The sequence below is a fragment of the Arthrobacter sp. MDT1-48-3 genome, assembly GCF_054511015.1.
Map to the genome: position 1 here is coordinate 188299 of NZ_JBTNDL010000005.1, position 15530 is coordinate 203828.

General features: G+C 63.1%; 10 protein-coding genes. 4 read left to right on the plus strand and 6 right to left on the minus strand.

What is annotated here, in order from left to right; genetic code table 11:
- Positions 1-28: 28 nt before the first annotated feature.
- From ACX80L_RS12920 to thiL, 3 genes are read right to left on the minus strand one after another with little or no spacing between them, the layout of a single operon-like run.
- Positions 29-2263 (minus strand): ATP-dependent DNA helicase RecG, encoded by a 2235-nt coding sequence (locus ACX80L_RS12920; RefSeq protein ID WP_459290113.1) that lies wholly within the window; start codon positions 2261-2263, stop codon positions 29-31.
- The gene (locus ACX80L_RS12925) at positions 2253-3197 is read right to left on the minus strand and encodes a DAK2 domain-containing protein (RefSeq protein ID WP_133080720.1); all 945 of its coding nucleotides are present in this window, start codon (positions 3195-3197) and stop codon (positions 2253-2255) included. Before ACX80L_RS12925 ends, ACX80L_RS12920 begins: the two co-directional genes overlap by 11 nt.
- A gap of 22 nt (positions 3198-3219) precedes the next feature.
- Positions 3220-4212, minus strand: coding sequence for a thiamine-phosphate kinase (gene thiL, locus ACX80L_RS12930; protein WP_459290115.1), 993 nt, complete (start codon positions 4210-4212; stop codon positions 3220-3222).
- Between the two features lie 216 nt (positions 4213-4428).
- Between thiL and wecB the strand changes: the two genes are divergently transcribed.
- Positions 4429-5580, plus strand: coding sequence for a non-hydrolyzing UDP-N-acetylglucosamine 2-epimerase (wecB, locus tag ACX80L_RS12935; protein ID WP_133080722.1), 1152 nt, complete (start codon positions 4429-4431; stop codon positions 5578-5580).
- A gap of 20 nt (positions 5581-5600) precedes the next feature.
- Here wecB and ACX80L_RS12940 read toward each other — a convergent pair whose 3' ends face one another.
- Complete coding sequence (locus tag ACX80L_RS12940) at positions 5601-6665, minus strand: ATP-grasp fold amidoligase family protein (protein ID WP_133080723.1); 1065 nt, start codon at positions 6663-6665, stop codon at positions 5601-5603.
- A 278-nt stretch (positions 6666-6943) separates the two neighbouring features.
- On the opposite strand from ACX80L_RS12940, the gene ACX80L_RS12945 reads away from it, so the two are divergent.
- The 3 genes from ACX80L_RS12945 to ACX80L_RS12955 all read left to right on the plus strand — a co-directional run bounded on the left by ACX80L_RS12945 (position 6944) and on the right by ACX80L_RS12955 (position 10674).
- On the plus strand, positions 6944-7654 hold the full coding sequence (locus tag ACX80L_RS12945) for a glycosyl hydrolase (RefSeq protein ID WP_133081018.1): 711 nt from the start codon (positions 6944-6946) through the stop codon (positions 7652-7654).
- A 289-nt stretch (positions 7655-7943) separates the two neighbouring features.
- A complete protein-coding gene (locus tag ACX80L_RS12950) occupies positions 7944-9212 on the plus strand; it encodes a glycosyltransferase (RefSeq protein WP_459290118.1) in 1269 nt (422 codons plus the stop codon).
- A 601-nt stretch (positions 9213-9813) separates the two neighbouring features.
- On the plus strand, positions 9814-10674 hold the full coding sequence (locus tag ACX80L_RS12955; RefSeq protein ID WP_133080725.1) for a glycosyl hydrolase: 861 nt from the start codon (positions 9814-9816) through the stop codon (positions 10672-10674).
- Between the two features lie 121 nt (positions 10675-10795).
- On the opposite strand, the gene ACX80L_RS12960 is transcribed toward ACX80L_RS12955, so the two are convergent.
- Positions 10796-12136, minus strand: coding sequence for a nucleotide sugar dehydrogenase (locus tag ACX80L_RS12960; protein WP_133081019.1), 1341 nt, complete (start codon positions 12134-12136; stop codon positions 10796-10798).
- Between the two features lie 216 nt (positions 12137-12352).
- Positions 12353-15391 carry a glycosyltransferase gene (locus ACX80L_RS12965; protein ID WP_459290121.1) on the minus strand — a complete coding sequence of 1013 codons (3039 nt, stop codon included), beginning with the start codon at positions 15389-15391 and terminating at the stop codon, positions 12353-12355.
- Positions 15392-15530 lie beyond the last annotated feature (139 nt).

The window sequence follows — 15530 nt, forward strand, 5'->3', positions numbered from 1 at the left end:
CTACATCCTCAGGTACGGGAAAAAGTCCTCAGCCCTTCTCGAGGAATGCTTCCTTCTCGGGGTTCAGGTAGAGGTCGATCGCGAGGGCGAGACCCGGGTAGTCGCGCAGGTCCGGGTCCCCCGCCACGATCTCCTGGGCATCCGCGCGCGCCTTCTCGATGACCTTCCCGTGCTGCGTGATCTTGAGGAACCGCAGGGCCGACCGGCCACCGGACTGGGAGGCGCCGAGGATGTCGCCCTCCCGCCGGAGTTCGAGGTCCTTCTGGGAGAGCTCGAAGCCGTCGGTCGTGGAGGCGACGGCGGCGAGGCGCTCACGGCTCGGGTGGTCGGGCTCGAGCTTGGTCACCAGGAGGCACGTGCCCGCGTGCCCGCCGCGACCGATGCGCCCGCGCAACTGGTGGAGCTGGGAGATGCCGAAGCGGTCGGCGTCCATGATGACCATGAGCGTGGCGTTCGGGACGTCGACGCCGACCTCGATCACCGTCGTGGCGATCAGCAGCTGCACGGTGCCGTCGGCGAAGCGCGCCATGACCTCCGACTTCTCCTGCGGATCCATGCGCCCGTGGAGCATCCCGCTGGAGACGCCCTGGAGCTGCGGGACCCCGGCCAGCGACCCGAAGAGCCCGACGACGCTCGTGAGTTCCTGCGGGCCTCCGGACTTCCGCTCGGCGCCGGGCTCCGCGTAGAGCGCCTCCGCAGCATCCTCCTCCGCCTTCCCGTCGTCGCCGATCTTGGGGCACACCACATACACCTGCCGGCCCGCGTCGATCTCCTCGCGCGCCCGAGACCAGACGCGGTCGATCCAGGCCGGGTGCTCGGTGAGGCCGACCTCGTGGGTGGCAATGGGCGAGCGGCCCGCGGGCAGCTCCGACAGCGTGGAGGTCTCGAGGTCCCCGAACACGGTCATGGCGACCGTCCGCGGGATGGGCGTCGCCGTCATGACCAGCACGTGCGGGGAGGTGCGGGCCTTGGTGCGCAGCACATCCCGCTGCTCCACCCCGAACCGGTGCTGCTCGTCCACGACGATCAGGCCGAGGTCGAAGAACTCCACGTTGTCGGACAGGAGGGCATGCGTCCCGATGACGATGCCGGCGTCTCCGGATGCGGCGTCGAGGAGGGATCTCTTCCGCTGCGCCGTGGACATCGATCCGGTGAGCAGGACCACGCGCGTGCCATCCGCGGCACCGCCGAGCATCCCGCCCTCGGCGAGCGGGCCGAGGGTCCGGGTGATGGACTGGAGGTGCTGGGCGGCGAGGACCTCGGTGGGTGCGAGGAGTGCCGCCTGTCCGCCGGCATCGATGACCTGCAGCATGGCGCGCAGTGCCACGAGGGTCTTGCCCGAGCCGACCTCCCCCTGCAGCAGCCGGTTCATCGGGTGGTCGCGGGCGAGGTCCTCGGCGAGTGTCCGTCCGACGTCGAGCTGCCCCTGCGTGAGGGTGAAGGGCAGGCGCGCGTCGAACTGGTCCAGCAGGCCCCCCGCGTGCGGCGGCCGTGCGGTGGCCTCCTCACGGGCCGCCAGTGCCCGACGGCGCGCCAGGGCCGCCTGCAGGACGAAGGCTTCCTGGTACCGGAAGCGGTGCTGGGCACGGTAGGCATCCTCCACCTGGGGCGGCCGGTGCACGAGCTCGTAGGCCGTGGCGAGGCTCATGAGCTTGTCGCGGCGCGCGATCGAGGCGGGCACCGGATCGTCGAGGTCCGAGAGCTGCAGGGTGTCGAGGATGGTGCCGACCGCGACGGCGATCTGGTCGCTGGCGAGTTTCTCCACCGCCGGATAGACGGGGATGGGCCGGTTGAGGTACTCGGGGTCGTCGTCGCCCTCGTCGAGGAGGACGTAGCGCGGATTGGTGAGCGACAGCCTCCCCCGGTACACCGTCACCTTGCCGGAGAACGTGGCGCGGACGCCGGGGCGCAGTTCGCGCTCCGCAGCGTAGCCGTTGAAGAACGTCAGGTTCATGCCGCCGATGCCGCCGTCGGCGTCGTCGGTGATGATGACCTCCAGCAGCATCCCCTTGCGCGTGTGCATCCTGCGCGAGTTCGCCGACTGCACGCGGGCGATCAGGGTCACCTCCTCGTCCACCGGGACATCCGCGATAGGCGTCAGCTCGCCCCGCTTGAGGTAGGTGCGCGGGAAATGGTTGAGCAGTTCGCCGACGGTGGAGATGGAGAAGTGCTTGGTCAGCTGCTTCGCAACCGGCCCGAGGTGACGGTCGAGCGGCGCGTCGAGCTCGGAGGCGGCCACCGACCGCACCGTGTCAGGAGTCACCGGCCTCGGCTCCTACGGGGGGCGAGGCGAGCTGGGTCACCGTGATGTTCACGGGGTTCCCGGCCTGGTGGATGAGCGCGAGGGCGGGGGCGGCGTCGGGCACGTGGACGTGGACGCGCCAACGGTAGCCCTCCTCCACCGCGGTGACGGCGCTCATGATCACGGAGTCGCCCAGCTCGTCGAGGTGGAGGCGCAGCGTGGCCGCGTCGAGGGGACTGAGGTTGATCGTGCACATGACCTCGACGCCGTCGGCGTCCCCACCGTTGTGGATGTGCGGGGACTGGATGTCGTAGCCGTGGAGGCCGTCGAGCAACTCGTCCTGCAGCTCCTCGCCGAGGGCGGAGGCACGGAGCGCGTCGAGAATGAGAAGGAAGCCCACGCCCCCGGCGTCGACCACCTTCGCGTCGGTGAGCGGGCCCAGCTGGCTCTCGGTGCGCACGACCGCCCGGAGTGCGTGCTGCACGGAGGCCCTCAGCGTGAGGGCGAGGGCATGGTTGCTGTCGTCGGCGGTAAGGCCTGCGGCGGTCTCGGCCGATCCCCGCGCGCTCGCTTCGAGGACCGAGAGCATGGTGCCGGGGACGGGATCGCTCAGCGCGGACCAGCTGCGGATCTGCGCACGGTGCAGGGAGGCCGCGAGGAGGGTGCAGGTCAGGCGGGTCGTTCCGTGAAGGGGCTCGGCGAAGGCGGTGAGGAAGACGGCGAACAGGGTCCCCGAATTGCCGAAAGCCTCCTCCATCGCTGCCCGGCCCGCGATGGTGAGCAATTCCCCGAGGTCGGAGGTCTCGGCGCCGTGTGCTGCGCGGGCTGCGGAGCGGACCGTCTGGTACAGGTTGGTCCCCGTATCGCCATCCGCCACGGGGAAGATGTTGATGGCGTTGAGCCGGTCGCTGTGGTTGCCGAGCGACTCTTCGGCCCTGCCCAACCATCGCTTCATCGCAACAGCGTTAGCGGTGACCTTAGTGTGCAAAGTGATCCCATCCCCGGAGAGCTGTCGGCCGTGACGCCAGTGTCACCAGCGGCTTGCCCGACACCATCGAGCCTACCGCAGTGAACCCGGGGGGCAGCAGGGCAGTCCGCGGGAAGGCGGCGAGGAGCCCGTGGTCCTCGCCGCCGCCGAGCACCCAGTCCATCGGGTCCTCCCCCAGCTGCTCCGCTGCCGGTGCCAGCCGAGTTGCGTACTCCCGCAGTACCTCCGGGTCGAGGTCGAGCCCGGTGCCGCTCGCCGTCGCGATCCGTCCGGCGTCGCGAACGAGCCCGTCGGAGATGTCAAGCATCGCACTCGCCCCGGCGGCCGCGGCTGCCGGTCCGGCGGCGAGCGGCGGGCAGGGGCGCAGTTGCGCGGCGACGAGCTCCTCACCGAGCGGACCGAAGTCCCCGACCGGCCGGCCGTCCTCGAGGATGGCGAGGCCCGCGGCGGCGCGGCCGAGCGTTCCCGCGACGGCGACGACATCCCCTTCCCGTGCTCCCGAGCGGAGCACAGGCGCCCTGCCTCCCAGTGTCCCGGTCACGGCCGCCGTGATGACGAGCTGCGCTCCGGCGCCGAGGTCGCCGCCGACCACGGAGCAGCCGGCGGCACCGAGACCGCGGATGGCGGCGGCGAGTCCCCTGGCGCAGTCCTCGACCCAGTCCACGGGTGTCTGCGGCGGCAGGGTCAGGCTCACCACCAGGGAGGTCGCCGAGCCGCCCATGGCGTTGATGTCGCTCAGGTTCTGGGCCGCGGACTTCCAGCCGACGTCGTACCCGGTGGTGTGGAAGCCGTTGGGTCGGAGCAGCCGGAAGTCGTGGTCCTCGACGAGGGTGTCCATGCTGATCACGGTCCTGCCGTCGGGGGACGCCACGATGGCGGCGTCGTCGCCGGGGCCGAGCAGGGCACCGCCGCCCTGCGCGTCACCCTCGTACAGACGCGACAGTATTCTGGCCAGCAGTTCGGCTTCCGAAAGGGCAGACACTGTGAGCTGTCGACCAGGGCTGGTCGAAGGGTCGAGGGGCACTCCACCACGCTACAGGGACCCGTGGCGGCTCAGCGTGCTGAGGGTCTCACCGCCCCGGCTAGAGTTGGTCGGGTTACCCGGCCGGAGTGAAATGTCGTCGGTGATGCCGATCCGCCTGGATCCTCACCGAGAGAGTGCATCGCCCGCCATTCCTTCTCATCATCTGGGGGTTCGATGCCAGTCGTCATGCCGATCTTCGGGACACGTCCCGAAGCAATCAAGATGGCTCCCATCGTCAAGGCGCTCAAGGAATCCGGCTCGCTGGAGTGTGTTGTGACAGTCACGGGACAGCACCGCGAGATGCTCGATCAGGTCCTTCGTCTTTTCGACATCGAACCGGACCACGACCTGAACATCCTCCGGTCCGGCCAGACCTTGGCCGGCATCATGACGCGCACTATCGACGGACTCGACGCACTCTTCGCCACGACACGACCCGATGCCGTCGTGGTCCAGGGTGACACCACGACGTCGACGGCGGCTGCTATCGCCGCGTTCTACCGGGGAATCCCCGTGGTGCACGTCGAGGCCGGTCTGCGGAGCGGCGATCTGTTCTCCCCGTTCCCGGAAGAAGCCAACCGGAAGATCACCAGCCAGATCGCCAGCCTCCATCTCGCCCCCACAGCAGCCAGCAAACAGAATCTCCTCGACGAGGGCATCGTCGCCGGGGACGTCGTCGTCACCGGCAATTCAGTCATCGACGCGCTGCTGGACACCGTGGGCAAGGACATCGCCTTCACCGATTCGGGACTGGAGCAGTTGGCTACCTCAGGGAAGCAGATACTGCTGGCGACAACGCATCGCAGGGAGAACCAGGGCGAGATCATGCGCGGCATGGGTCGGGCACTTGCTCGACTGGCGGACTCCGAGCCGGACCTGGCGATCGTGCTGCCGGCGCACAAGAACCCAGTGGTTCGTGAGGCCATCCTCCCCGCCATCGAGGCCAGAGCGAACGTCCTGGTGACAGAGCCGCTCGCTTACGGTGAGTTCACCCGACTTCTCTCCCTCGCCCATATCGTCCTGACGGATTCCGGCGGGGTCCAGGAAGAGGCACCCAGCCTCGGCAAGCCGGTGCTCGTGATGCGGGAGAACACCGAACGCCCCGAAGCCGTGCACGCAGGCACGGTGCGGCTGATCGGTACTGACGAACAACGCATCGTCGATGAGGTGCGCAGGCTGCTTCACCGGCCCGCCGAGTACGCGAGCATGGCGAATGCAGTCAATCCCTATGGCGACGGAAAGGCGGCGGGGCGGACTGTGGGTGCGGTTGCGGAGCTGCTCGGTGTGGGCCAGCGGATGGCCGAATTCGAGTATTGGGGACCCTAGCGGAAAGCCGCGCCCCGCGCTCAACCAAGCTTGCCGAGGCGTAGCCTGTCGCGAAGACCCGCCCAGCGCGCACCCAGGTGGCGGTACCAAGCGTATTCAGGGGTGGCTTCGTCGGATGCTGTGGCGAGGCTCTTGTAGAAGGTGTGAAGCCTCTCCGCACCCCTGGCACCACCCGCGTAGGAGTCGCCGGCCCAAGCCCGGTAGGCAAGGGCGTCCGGGCGCTCCAGCGAGCCCCGGATCTCCAATGGCGTCTCGGACAGGGCATCCGGCACCTCCGCACTGTTGCTCATCAGACGGTCGAATCTGTCCAGGGTTTCATCAGAGAAAACGAAAGTCTTCCGGTGGGTACCGCCCGGCGAATAGGTGAATTCGCCGAAAACCGGTCCCTCGGGGCTATCGAGGAGATCGATCCGGACGAAGGGGGAATCGGCCTCGAGCGAAAGCCGCTGAGCCCACCACAGCATCTCGGCCGCGTGCAGAGGAATCAGGGGTATCCCCGCTCGACCTGTGTCAGCGAGCAGGTAGTCCGAGTCACGCCTGAGCGGCTTGAAATCGCCGTCGAACAGGGCCATCTTCACAGGGTTCGTATTTCGATCGATCTGCTGGACCAACGCGACTCGGCCCTGGAAGCTATAGAATTTATAATCGAAGGGAATCGGCCCCACGCCTACAGTAGGAGTGATTTTCTCCTCGATGATCCACTGGGGCGCACTTGATTCAAAAGATTCTGCTCTCTCGAGTTGGATCTTCTTGATCGATTCAACGTCCAGGTTTTGCAGTCCCATATGGTCGAAAAATCGTCCCGCGTCGGTTCGTTCGAGAACCATCACCCCTCGCGAGGACCAGCCACTGGCCAGCTTCAGGACAAATGTCTCTGGTAGGTGCAGATCCCTTATGGAATCCAGATTGTCAAGCACGGCGAGACGCTGCGGAACCCGCATCCCAAGATTCTCGACGAAAGGATGCGAGATCATCTTCTGAGCCAGCTCGCTCCTACGCTCCGTGCCTCGCTGGCGAAACTCGGCCGCAACGAAGCTCAGGAACGACGACTCCGTTCTGGCACGTTTAAAACCAGTTGGATACATTCAGAACGCCTCCATCGTGAACCAAGCGCGCTGCCGAAACGGACTGAGCACGGTTGCTAGTCTAGTGCGCAGATTCTCCTGCAACCCAAGCGGAGATGAAGGAAGGACCCGTGGATCGACGAGATTTCCTTCGGCGCTCGCTGCTGTCGGCAGCTGGCGTACCGTTACTGGCTGGATGCAGCCCATCGAAGTCAGCGCCCCCGCATACCGCCTCACCTGACTCGACCACCACGGTGAGGGCGAGGGTGCGCCCTCCGGGCGCGCGGAAAGGGATCGGCATGGGGACGAGCAGATTGGTCGAGCTCGAGCGGCTCCACTCGCTGGAACTTGACTGGTTCTATTCCTGGGGTGCGTCTTATCCGGCAGCCAAACCGGCCCCCGAATTCGTACCGATGATCTGGGGTAGCGGGAGTGTTCGGGACGGTTCCGTCGCCGAGGTGAAAAAAAACATTCCCGAGACGAACGCCACGGAACTTCTGGGATTCAATGAGCCTGACCATCGAGGACAGGCGGACATGAGCGTTGCTGAAGCAGTCAAGTTGTGGCCCCGGCTGGAGGAATCGAAGTTACGTCTAGGATCGCCCGCTCCTGTCCAGGCCCTCGGCGACTGGCTGAGAAGATTCATGGACGAGTGTTCGGCGAAAGACTTGCGGGTCGACTTCGTCTCAATTCACTCCTATGCCGGACCGAAAACGGATGGATTTTTGGAGAATGTTCGAAAGGTTCATGAGCTGTACGGGAAACCGGTATGGATCACGGAATATGCCGTCGCGGATTGGGGGGCGTCAGCCAGGTTTCCCAGCAGACACTCCGAAAAAACGATCATGTCCTTCATGGAACAAACGGTTGCGGGTCTTCGGGAGATGCCCTTTGTCGAGCGTTTCGCCTGGAAAACCCGTGCGCAGGACGATCCGGTCATGGGCGCATCAGCGTTGTATCGTCCTGATGGCTCGCTCACAGCCACCGGCGAGTTGTATCGGTCGCTGTGAGCAATTCGATCGCCGGCAGAGGCTCGATCCTGCCATGCGCATGAGGAGTACTGCGGGCGAAGGCACGGTCAGCTTCGTGGCAGGCCCGCGCGGGATGAGCGATCTGACTACACGTTGATCCCCGCAGCAGAAGGGAGAAGCCGCAGTAGGTGCTCCCGGTCCGGTCATCAGATCTCCCGAACGTGAACGAAGCAGCCGCGGAGTCGCCACGGTCACCACCGGAACAGGATGGGAAGGATCTAGAGTACGATCAGGTGGTTTTCTGGCATCGGAATCATTAGGAATCATTTTGTTCTACGGCATCACGCGCTACAGCCTTTTCTCGCCCGGCTCGCCGGCGTGGAAGACATCACGCAACGGAGTCTTCAAGACGCCCGAGGAATATATGGAGTACCTGTTCTCCGAGCAGCGACTGAATCTGCGGGCGGAGATGTTCTTCACCAAGGCGATGCCTGCGCTGGCCGCAATGGCGAAACACCATGAATACAAGCACTTCGTGCTGTATTCAGAGCTGCTCCCTCAGCACCATCAGGAGAAGCTTCTTGCTGCAGCGGTCGAACATCCGTTCCTGATCCCTGTGGAGTGGAACGAGACGCTGAAGGGCGCCGGCATCGAGGAGGTGGCGCCATTGATCGAGGCAGACATGGCCGCCAAGTTCGAGCCTGACGACGGGTTGCAGCCCGTGGTTTGGTTCCGTCTCGACGACGACGACGTACTCGCTGCCGATTACCTCACTCACCTCGAGAAGTACCGCGCGCTGAACCACGCGGGTATGGCCGTGTCGTTCGGGCTCGGCCTGACCGCATATAAGGCGGATCGGGATTTGGTGAGCCTGCGCGAGTTCTATCATCCGAAGTCGGCCCAGGGCATGGCTTTCGTCTGTACATTCGACCCCCGCCAGCGCCATCTAACCTACGTAGCTCCGGGCCCACACCATCGCGTGGATCAAGTGATGCCGACTGTCCTCGACTCCCGCGAGCATATGTTCTTCCAGGTCCGCCACGCAGATCAGGACTCCACACTCAAGGAGACACCTCATGAACGCGTTTCGGCATCACTGGCACGACTGGAGAAGCTTCCGTCTGTCAGCGCATCCAGCCTTTCCGAAGTGAAGTGGCCGAGCCTCATCAACGACATGATCGGTGGGGAACCAGCCCTCCATGAATCTTCCTTACCAGGAGCAGAGCCACTCCGGCTGACCGACGAGACAGTACTGGCCTTTCCGCTCGACGACGAGATCGAGGCCGGGCTCGTCGAGTTCGAGTTCGAGTTCGAGTCCTCCAGCAAGCTCCTCGGAGGCTTCGCCGTGGTTACCTATGATCTGCTCGGTGCCGACGGCATAGAGCCTGAATCTCTTGGTCTCCGTTATAGCAAGGCGTTCGGGCTCCATCGGCAGGCGTGGTCCAAGCGCAATCAGGGTGTCGTGCGTCATAGCATCTTGTTGCCGGAAGGCACACGAATTTCAGGTCTCACGCTTCGAGGCAAGAATCGTCAGCCTTCGGATGTCTTCGTCCGTCTCCGCCAGCCACGGGTTGTGGCGGTTCACGCGGGAGCCTGACCTTCCTGCACGGTCGATGGAAGCAAGCGTCGCTGATTGTTTAGCCGGTGCCTGCCGTGGCTGACCCTGGCTTGGCGAGCGCCCGCGCAACGTCCCGGCCTCGTGTTCTTCAACTACCGTCAGCGCCTGCACCGGTTGCGGATGATCCACTGGAGGCCAGCAGGCTGTTCCGGCGCCGCTATCAACCACGTGGGTGGCGTCGGGACACCGAAGCCGGGAACGCGAAGTTGCGGTTATCGCCCTCGCAGGAACGTCGGTCGGGAACGGTGACACGTGTGGAGCCACTTCCACCACGCTGCTCGGGACGACCAACCTAGTCGACTGATGCCCCTTACATGAAGGATCGGCAGCCAGCACCGCTGGTGGCGGCTTCCGCACCTTTTGGCAAGGAAGTGCGCACCGATCCGGCAATACTCTCTGGGTTTATCCGAAGATTCATCGGTTCGAGTTCATCGGATGACATGCTCAAAAGCACCGACTGAGCTACTCGCTCGGCGGCCACGACGTCAGTGGAACAGTCTGTCCCGAACTGGCGCGCGGCCCCTGATGCGTAAGACCTAGGACTGCTCCGCAGCCGTTGACACTTCCCCGGAGGAAATGAATGGATCGCCGCAACTTTTTGAAACTGCCGCTGGCGGGTGCCGTCGCTGCGGGCGCCATGAGCGCTGCAGCACAATCATCGGCGCAAGCCGCCCCCCTGCTGAATCTGCCGCAGACCACCAGCGTCACACGGGCGTTGAAGGGATTTGGGAACGGTGGGAAGGACGCCCTGGCGCTTCAGCAGATCAACAGCCTCAAACTGGACTGGTACTACACCTGGCAGGCCCAATACTATGTGAACGCAAATCCGCCCTTCGTTCCGATGATCAAAGATGCCTCGAAACTTTCAGAACGCGACGCGATCGGGTGGATAACTCGTCAATTGCCGGTCACGAAGACGAAGCATCTGCTCGGTTTCAACGAACCGGATCACGCGTCTCAGGCGAATATGACACCGGACGAGGCCATAAAGCTCTGGCCACAGCTCATGGCGACTGGACTTCGACTTGGTGCGCCGGCACCCGCGGGCACTAACAGTCTTTGGCTTGAAAGCTTCATGTCCAAGGCAAAAGCCAAAGGCCTCCGCGTCGACTTCGTGACGATGCACCGCTACGCATGGCCCAAAGCGGATGAGTTCCTTCGCAAGGTGACGATGTTGCACGAGAAGTATGGCAAGCCCATTTGGGTGACCGAGTACGCGGTTGCCGACTGGGACGCCACTCCGACTCGGCCGAGCATCTACACCCGCGCGCAGACCGAGGACTTCATGCGGGCGACGGTAGCTGGCATGCGCGCCATGCCTTTCGTCGAGCGTTTCGCCTGGAAAACGCGTTCGAACACGGACCCGGCGATGCGAAGCTCGTCACTGTTCAACTCGAACGGCACCCTCACCTCGACGGGAAAGCTCTATTCTTTGCTCTGAGATGGCTCGAGCAGTCATCGAGAGGCGGAGAACTCGGGGAATTGGAACAGCCCGTCCGAACAAGATGTTCGGACGGGCTGTTCTTTTGTACTCGGCACGAGTCGAGCGTGGTGCGGCCAACCTAGATTGAACTGGAAGGTTCCAGCAGGTCGCTCTTGTGGCCGAGCGAAACGATGTCCCAACCGGCCGACGTCCATGCATCGTGATCCAAGACATTACGTCCATCGACGATCCGTTTGTGCGACACCGCGGCAGACAGTTGCTCCCGGTCCATACTCACGAACTCGGACCATTCCGTAAGCAGCATCACCAGATCAGCATCTGCTACGGCCGCCGCCAATGAATCGACGTAGTTCAGACGGGGATACCGCTTTGCTGCGTTGGCATTGGCCGCAGGATCAAATACGCTGACATCCGCACCGCTGTTGAAGAGACGAGCGGCGACGTCGAGCGCCGGGGAGTCGCGAACATCGTCGCTGTCGGGCTTGAAGGCTACGCCGAGGACAGCAACCCGCTTGCCTTCGACGTCACCAAGAAGCGTCTCTGCGACATAGACAGCACGGTCCCGGCGACGCAGGTTCACTTCATCCACTTCGTTGAGGAACCGCATGGTCGAGTCCAGGCCAAGCTCGGAGACCCTGGCCTGAAGAGCGCGAATGTCCTTCGGTAGGCAGCCACCGCCGAACCCGATTCCGGCATTCAGGAAGCGACGACCGATACGCGTATCCAGACCGATTGCATCCGCCAACGTCCGGATGTTGCCGCCGACAGTCTCCGTGACTTCGGAGAACGCGTTGATGAAAGAGATTTTCGTCGCCAAGAACGCGTTTGCCGCTACCTTGACGAGTTCAGCCGTTTCGAAGTCGGTGGAGATGAAGGGAGTCCCACGGCTGAGCGCATCGGCGTAGACCTCGCGAAGTCGCGCCTCCGCTTCGCCTGAGTCGGACCCGATTACAAGTCGGTCGGGACGTAGCGTGTCCTCTACCGCAAAACCCTCCCGCAGGAACTCAGGGTTCCAGGCGAAATCGACGGTGACGTCCTCAGATGCTTCCTCTGCGGCCAGCGCCTTCAGCCGCCGAGCGGATCCCACTGGCACTGTCGATTTGCCGACGATCAGCGAATCCTTCGTCGCGGCACGCGCGATGGCGGAGACGGATGCGTCAACATACGCCATGTCAGCCGCATGTTCGCCGGCACGCTGCGGTGTTCCCACCGCAATGAAGTGGACGTCACCGAAGGCTCCCGCTTCCTCGAATGAAGTGGTGAAGCGAAGCCGGCCGGACTGAGTGTGCTTGCGAAGGAGTTCGGGCAACCCCGGCTCGTGGATCGGAAGCTCGCCACGGCTAAGACTGTCGATCTTCACCTTGTCGACATCGACGCCCAACACCTCAAATCCGAGCTCCGCCATGCACGCGGCGTGAGTGGCTCCCAAGTATCCGGTTCCGATGACGGTGAGTTTCAGTGTCACAAATCCCCCAGTAGCTGCTGTCGTCGTTCTTGCCACGTCGCACCCCAGATGCGCGTTCAAACTGCTACAGCATACCCTTCTGGACGCAGCTCACCAATTGGCCTGCAACCCACCGAAAGTTGTCGAGTCGATCGCCCGGCACCAGGCAAGAATGCGCCTCCCCACACGACCGCTTGCCTGAAGCCTGACTCGAACTCGTCGGTCGCAGCATCAGGAACGGGCTGCGGCAACAGCACGCACGAACACTTCTGCTCGGCGGTCGAAGTTGTGCTCGTGTCGTATCTCCTCACTGATGGCCGCCATTTGTGCATCGTCAGGGAATGCACCTGGGTCGGTGAGGATACCTTCTAGATCGTCCAGCGACGAGTATGTACGGACCGCACCCCGGAAGATCTCGTCGATGCCGTCAACTTCATCGCTGATGACCTTGGCGCCGGAGGCGACCGCGTCGTAGAGGCGATTGTTGGCGAAACCCCACCTGGCCATGTCTTCGAAATGGTCATTCAGCACTAGTTCGGATGAACCGTAGAGTGCTGCCAGCTGGTCGTTGTCGATGAAATTGTCGGCCACCATCTCGGCAGGAATGAATTGCTCCCAGCGGGGGCCCCACACACTCACGGTCCTGCCGAGCGCAATACAGTCTGCGACCACTTTCCGGCCGATGGGCTTTCTGGGTCCGCCGACGAAGGTCAGTTCATAGGACGGTATCCCGGAATCACCAGTCGCTGGGTGGAACCGCCGCTGATTAGTGGCCTGCGGTAGGTACCGAGCCTCTATCCCCCACTCCCGTGCAACGAATTCGCACCAGATCCGCGATCCACCGAAAACGAGATCGTAGCCTGACAGTTCATCTTGTGTGATGAGGTCGGGGCGACTGATGGCCCACAGGACGTTCACTTTGCCAGGCTGAGGTTCGCAAGGGACAAGCCCGCGAATAGTGAGTATCACATCGTCCAGATGATTCGACGGCCGCGAGAAGGCACCGGCACGATCGACCACTACGTCCTGTCCCAAACGACGGAGTGATTCAGCGAGGTCCGCCGCGTAAGGCACGTCACCCCACCTGTCGCCACCGACACTGAAGTCCGCACCGATTTTGATCGCCCAGCGCAGACTGTCCACGGTCGAGGCCGCATCCACTAATCGTGAGATGACCGGCGACGCTGGCTGAAGCGTGGGGCGTCTTGGTGCGGTAAGAGTATGCACGTGCAGCCCGATGTCCCTGTAGTGGTCGGCAATGGCCCTGGCAGGCCTGGAAGGAGGACTCAACCATTCGGCGTCGGCATCGTTGAAGGCAGGATCCTCCGTGAACGCGTCCGCGGCATGATCCACAGCCAGTGCATCGCTCGCCGCGATGAACTCTCCCTGCGAACCTCTTTTGAGTCGACGGAGGAAATCGACGACTGCTGCGTCCCCGGCGAACAAATGCGTGAACCGACCCGTCCGGTGGAAATCTTCCGCCCGGACACAGAAGGCTGCAGGAGACAGTTCGTCCAAGCCGCGACCCGAATGCCGCCTTGCATCGTGCACGGCGAGTCCCTTGAAAAGTGGAACCGCCAAACTGTTGCGATGGCCGACGCCGCCGGCCGAGACGACAACTCCTACAGCATCCGTCAGGAGTGGCTGAACGCCGAGGGTAGAACCATCGGTCATCTTCGACGTCAACTCCACGACTGCACCATCGCGAAGCTCCACGCTCTCGCGTAAGAACAGGAGAAGATCAGCATCCGCATGCTCGGATGCGACGTTGTACGAGATGGCTGCCGTGTAGCGGCGAGGCACCTTCAGGTACTTGAGGCCGGACAAGCCCGTCAAGGCGGCACGGAGCCGAAGAGACGAGCGGAATCCGGCGACTTCGTCGACAAGTACGATTTCGACTGCCTCAGCGCCTTCGGCTTCCTGGATGTGCCGGATGTTTCGGATTGCCAAGTCCACGGAATCGGTGACGCGGATGATGATGGACACCATCGGGCTGCGCTGACCACCACCGACCAGGTCAGGAACGAAGCGATTCTGCAGATTCTTCCCCAGAACGGCAAATTCCCAGTTGGCGGATTCCTTACGCGTGATCCGGTCCTCATTGTGGTCGTCGACGTAGTCACAACCGATGAATGGAAAATAGCGTATCGACGCGGTTTCCGTTATCCGAAGGACAAGGTCGTAGTCCACCCAACGGCGAAGCGCAAGATCGAAGCCACCCAGGTCACGCAGGAGCTCCGTCTCGACGACGAGTACGTTCAGATCGACGTAATTCCGCACGAGCAGCTTCTCAGCAGTAATCGGCTGTCCGGTGTACTCCTCCTTGTCGCCAACCATCTTGACCGCAGAATAGGCTGCTGGACCACCATAGATCGACAAACCTGCGTACATCCGCTCGAGGAACTCGGGCCTCCAGGTGTTGTCCGAGTCGAGGAAAGCAAGGTAGTCCCCCCTCGCCTCTTCGAGGCCACGATTTCGGGCCGCGCATACTCCCAGATGCTCGGCAGACACAAGTCGTATACGTCTGTCGACGGCCGCGAAGGAACCGACCACTTCACGCGTCTCGTCCGTACTCCCGTCGTCTACGATGATCAATTCCCATGACTTGAGGGTCTGTCGACGTACGGAATCTATGGCTTCAGCAATGACCGTCGCGCGATTCCATGCCGGCATGACAATGCTGACAACGGGATTGTCACGGTCCGTAGGCACCGGAGCATCCCCGATACTCGACAACCACGCCTGCTCCTCGCTCTCCGACCAGGAGTATCGCCGAAGCGGCTTCTTGCCGAGTTCGATCTGTTTGGCGTTCCTGGCGTGGGCCACCATCAGGGCGCGCGCTTCCAGCCAGAGCGGTGGTTCACCGATAAGCCTCGGGGGGGCGGGTAGTCTCCGTTCCTTGCCGACTCGGTAGCGGGACAGCAGCACAGAGCCCTCCGAAGGCGAATCATTTAGGGCTGATGGATCGAACAGCGGCGACCAGAGATGGGTCCTCGACTGGGGGCTCCGAAGATATGTCAGCAGCGCCTCGACATCGCCGGACTTGTAGGCGTCACGCACCCGAACAGGGAACATCCCTAGATCGAAGAGTGGGTGGAAACTGAGTCCGGCCTTCATCCCATACTGCACGAAATGCGCCGCTGCCACCCGCTTCGACTCGAAATCACGTCCGGCCTCGGCAGCATAATACTCGGCATCGAATACCAGAGTGTTGATAAGGCGCAGACCTCGCTCCGCAAAAGATCCCAGGGTCTTGTTAGTGGTGCTCACGTATTGCTATTCCTTAATTCAACGGAGAGATTTATTCGCTCCCGGTGGTGAAGCCGACGGTGCGGCTCGATCAGCTGGTGCAGCGAAACACGAGGTCAGCTACGTTCCCGGTCATCGTCCTCGGTACGACTGATCCGCT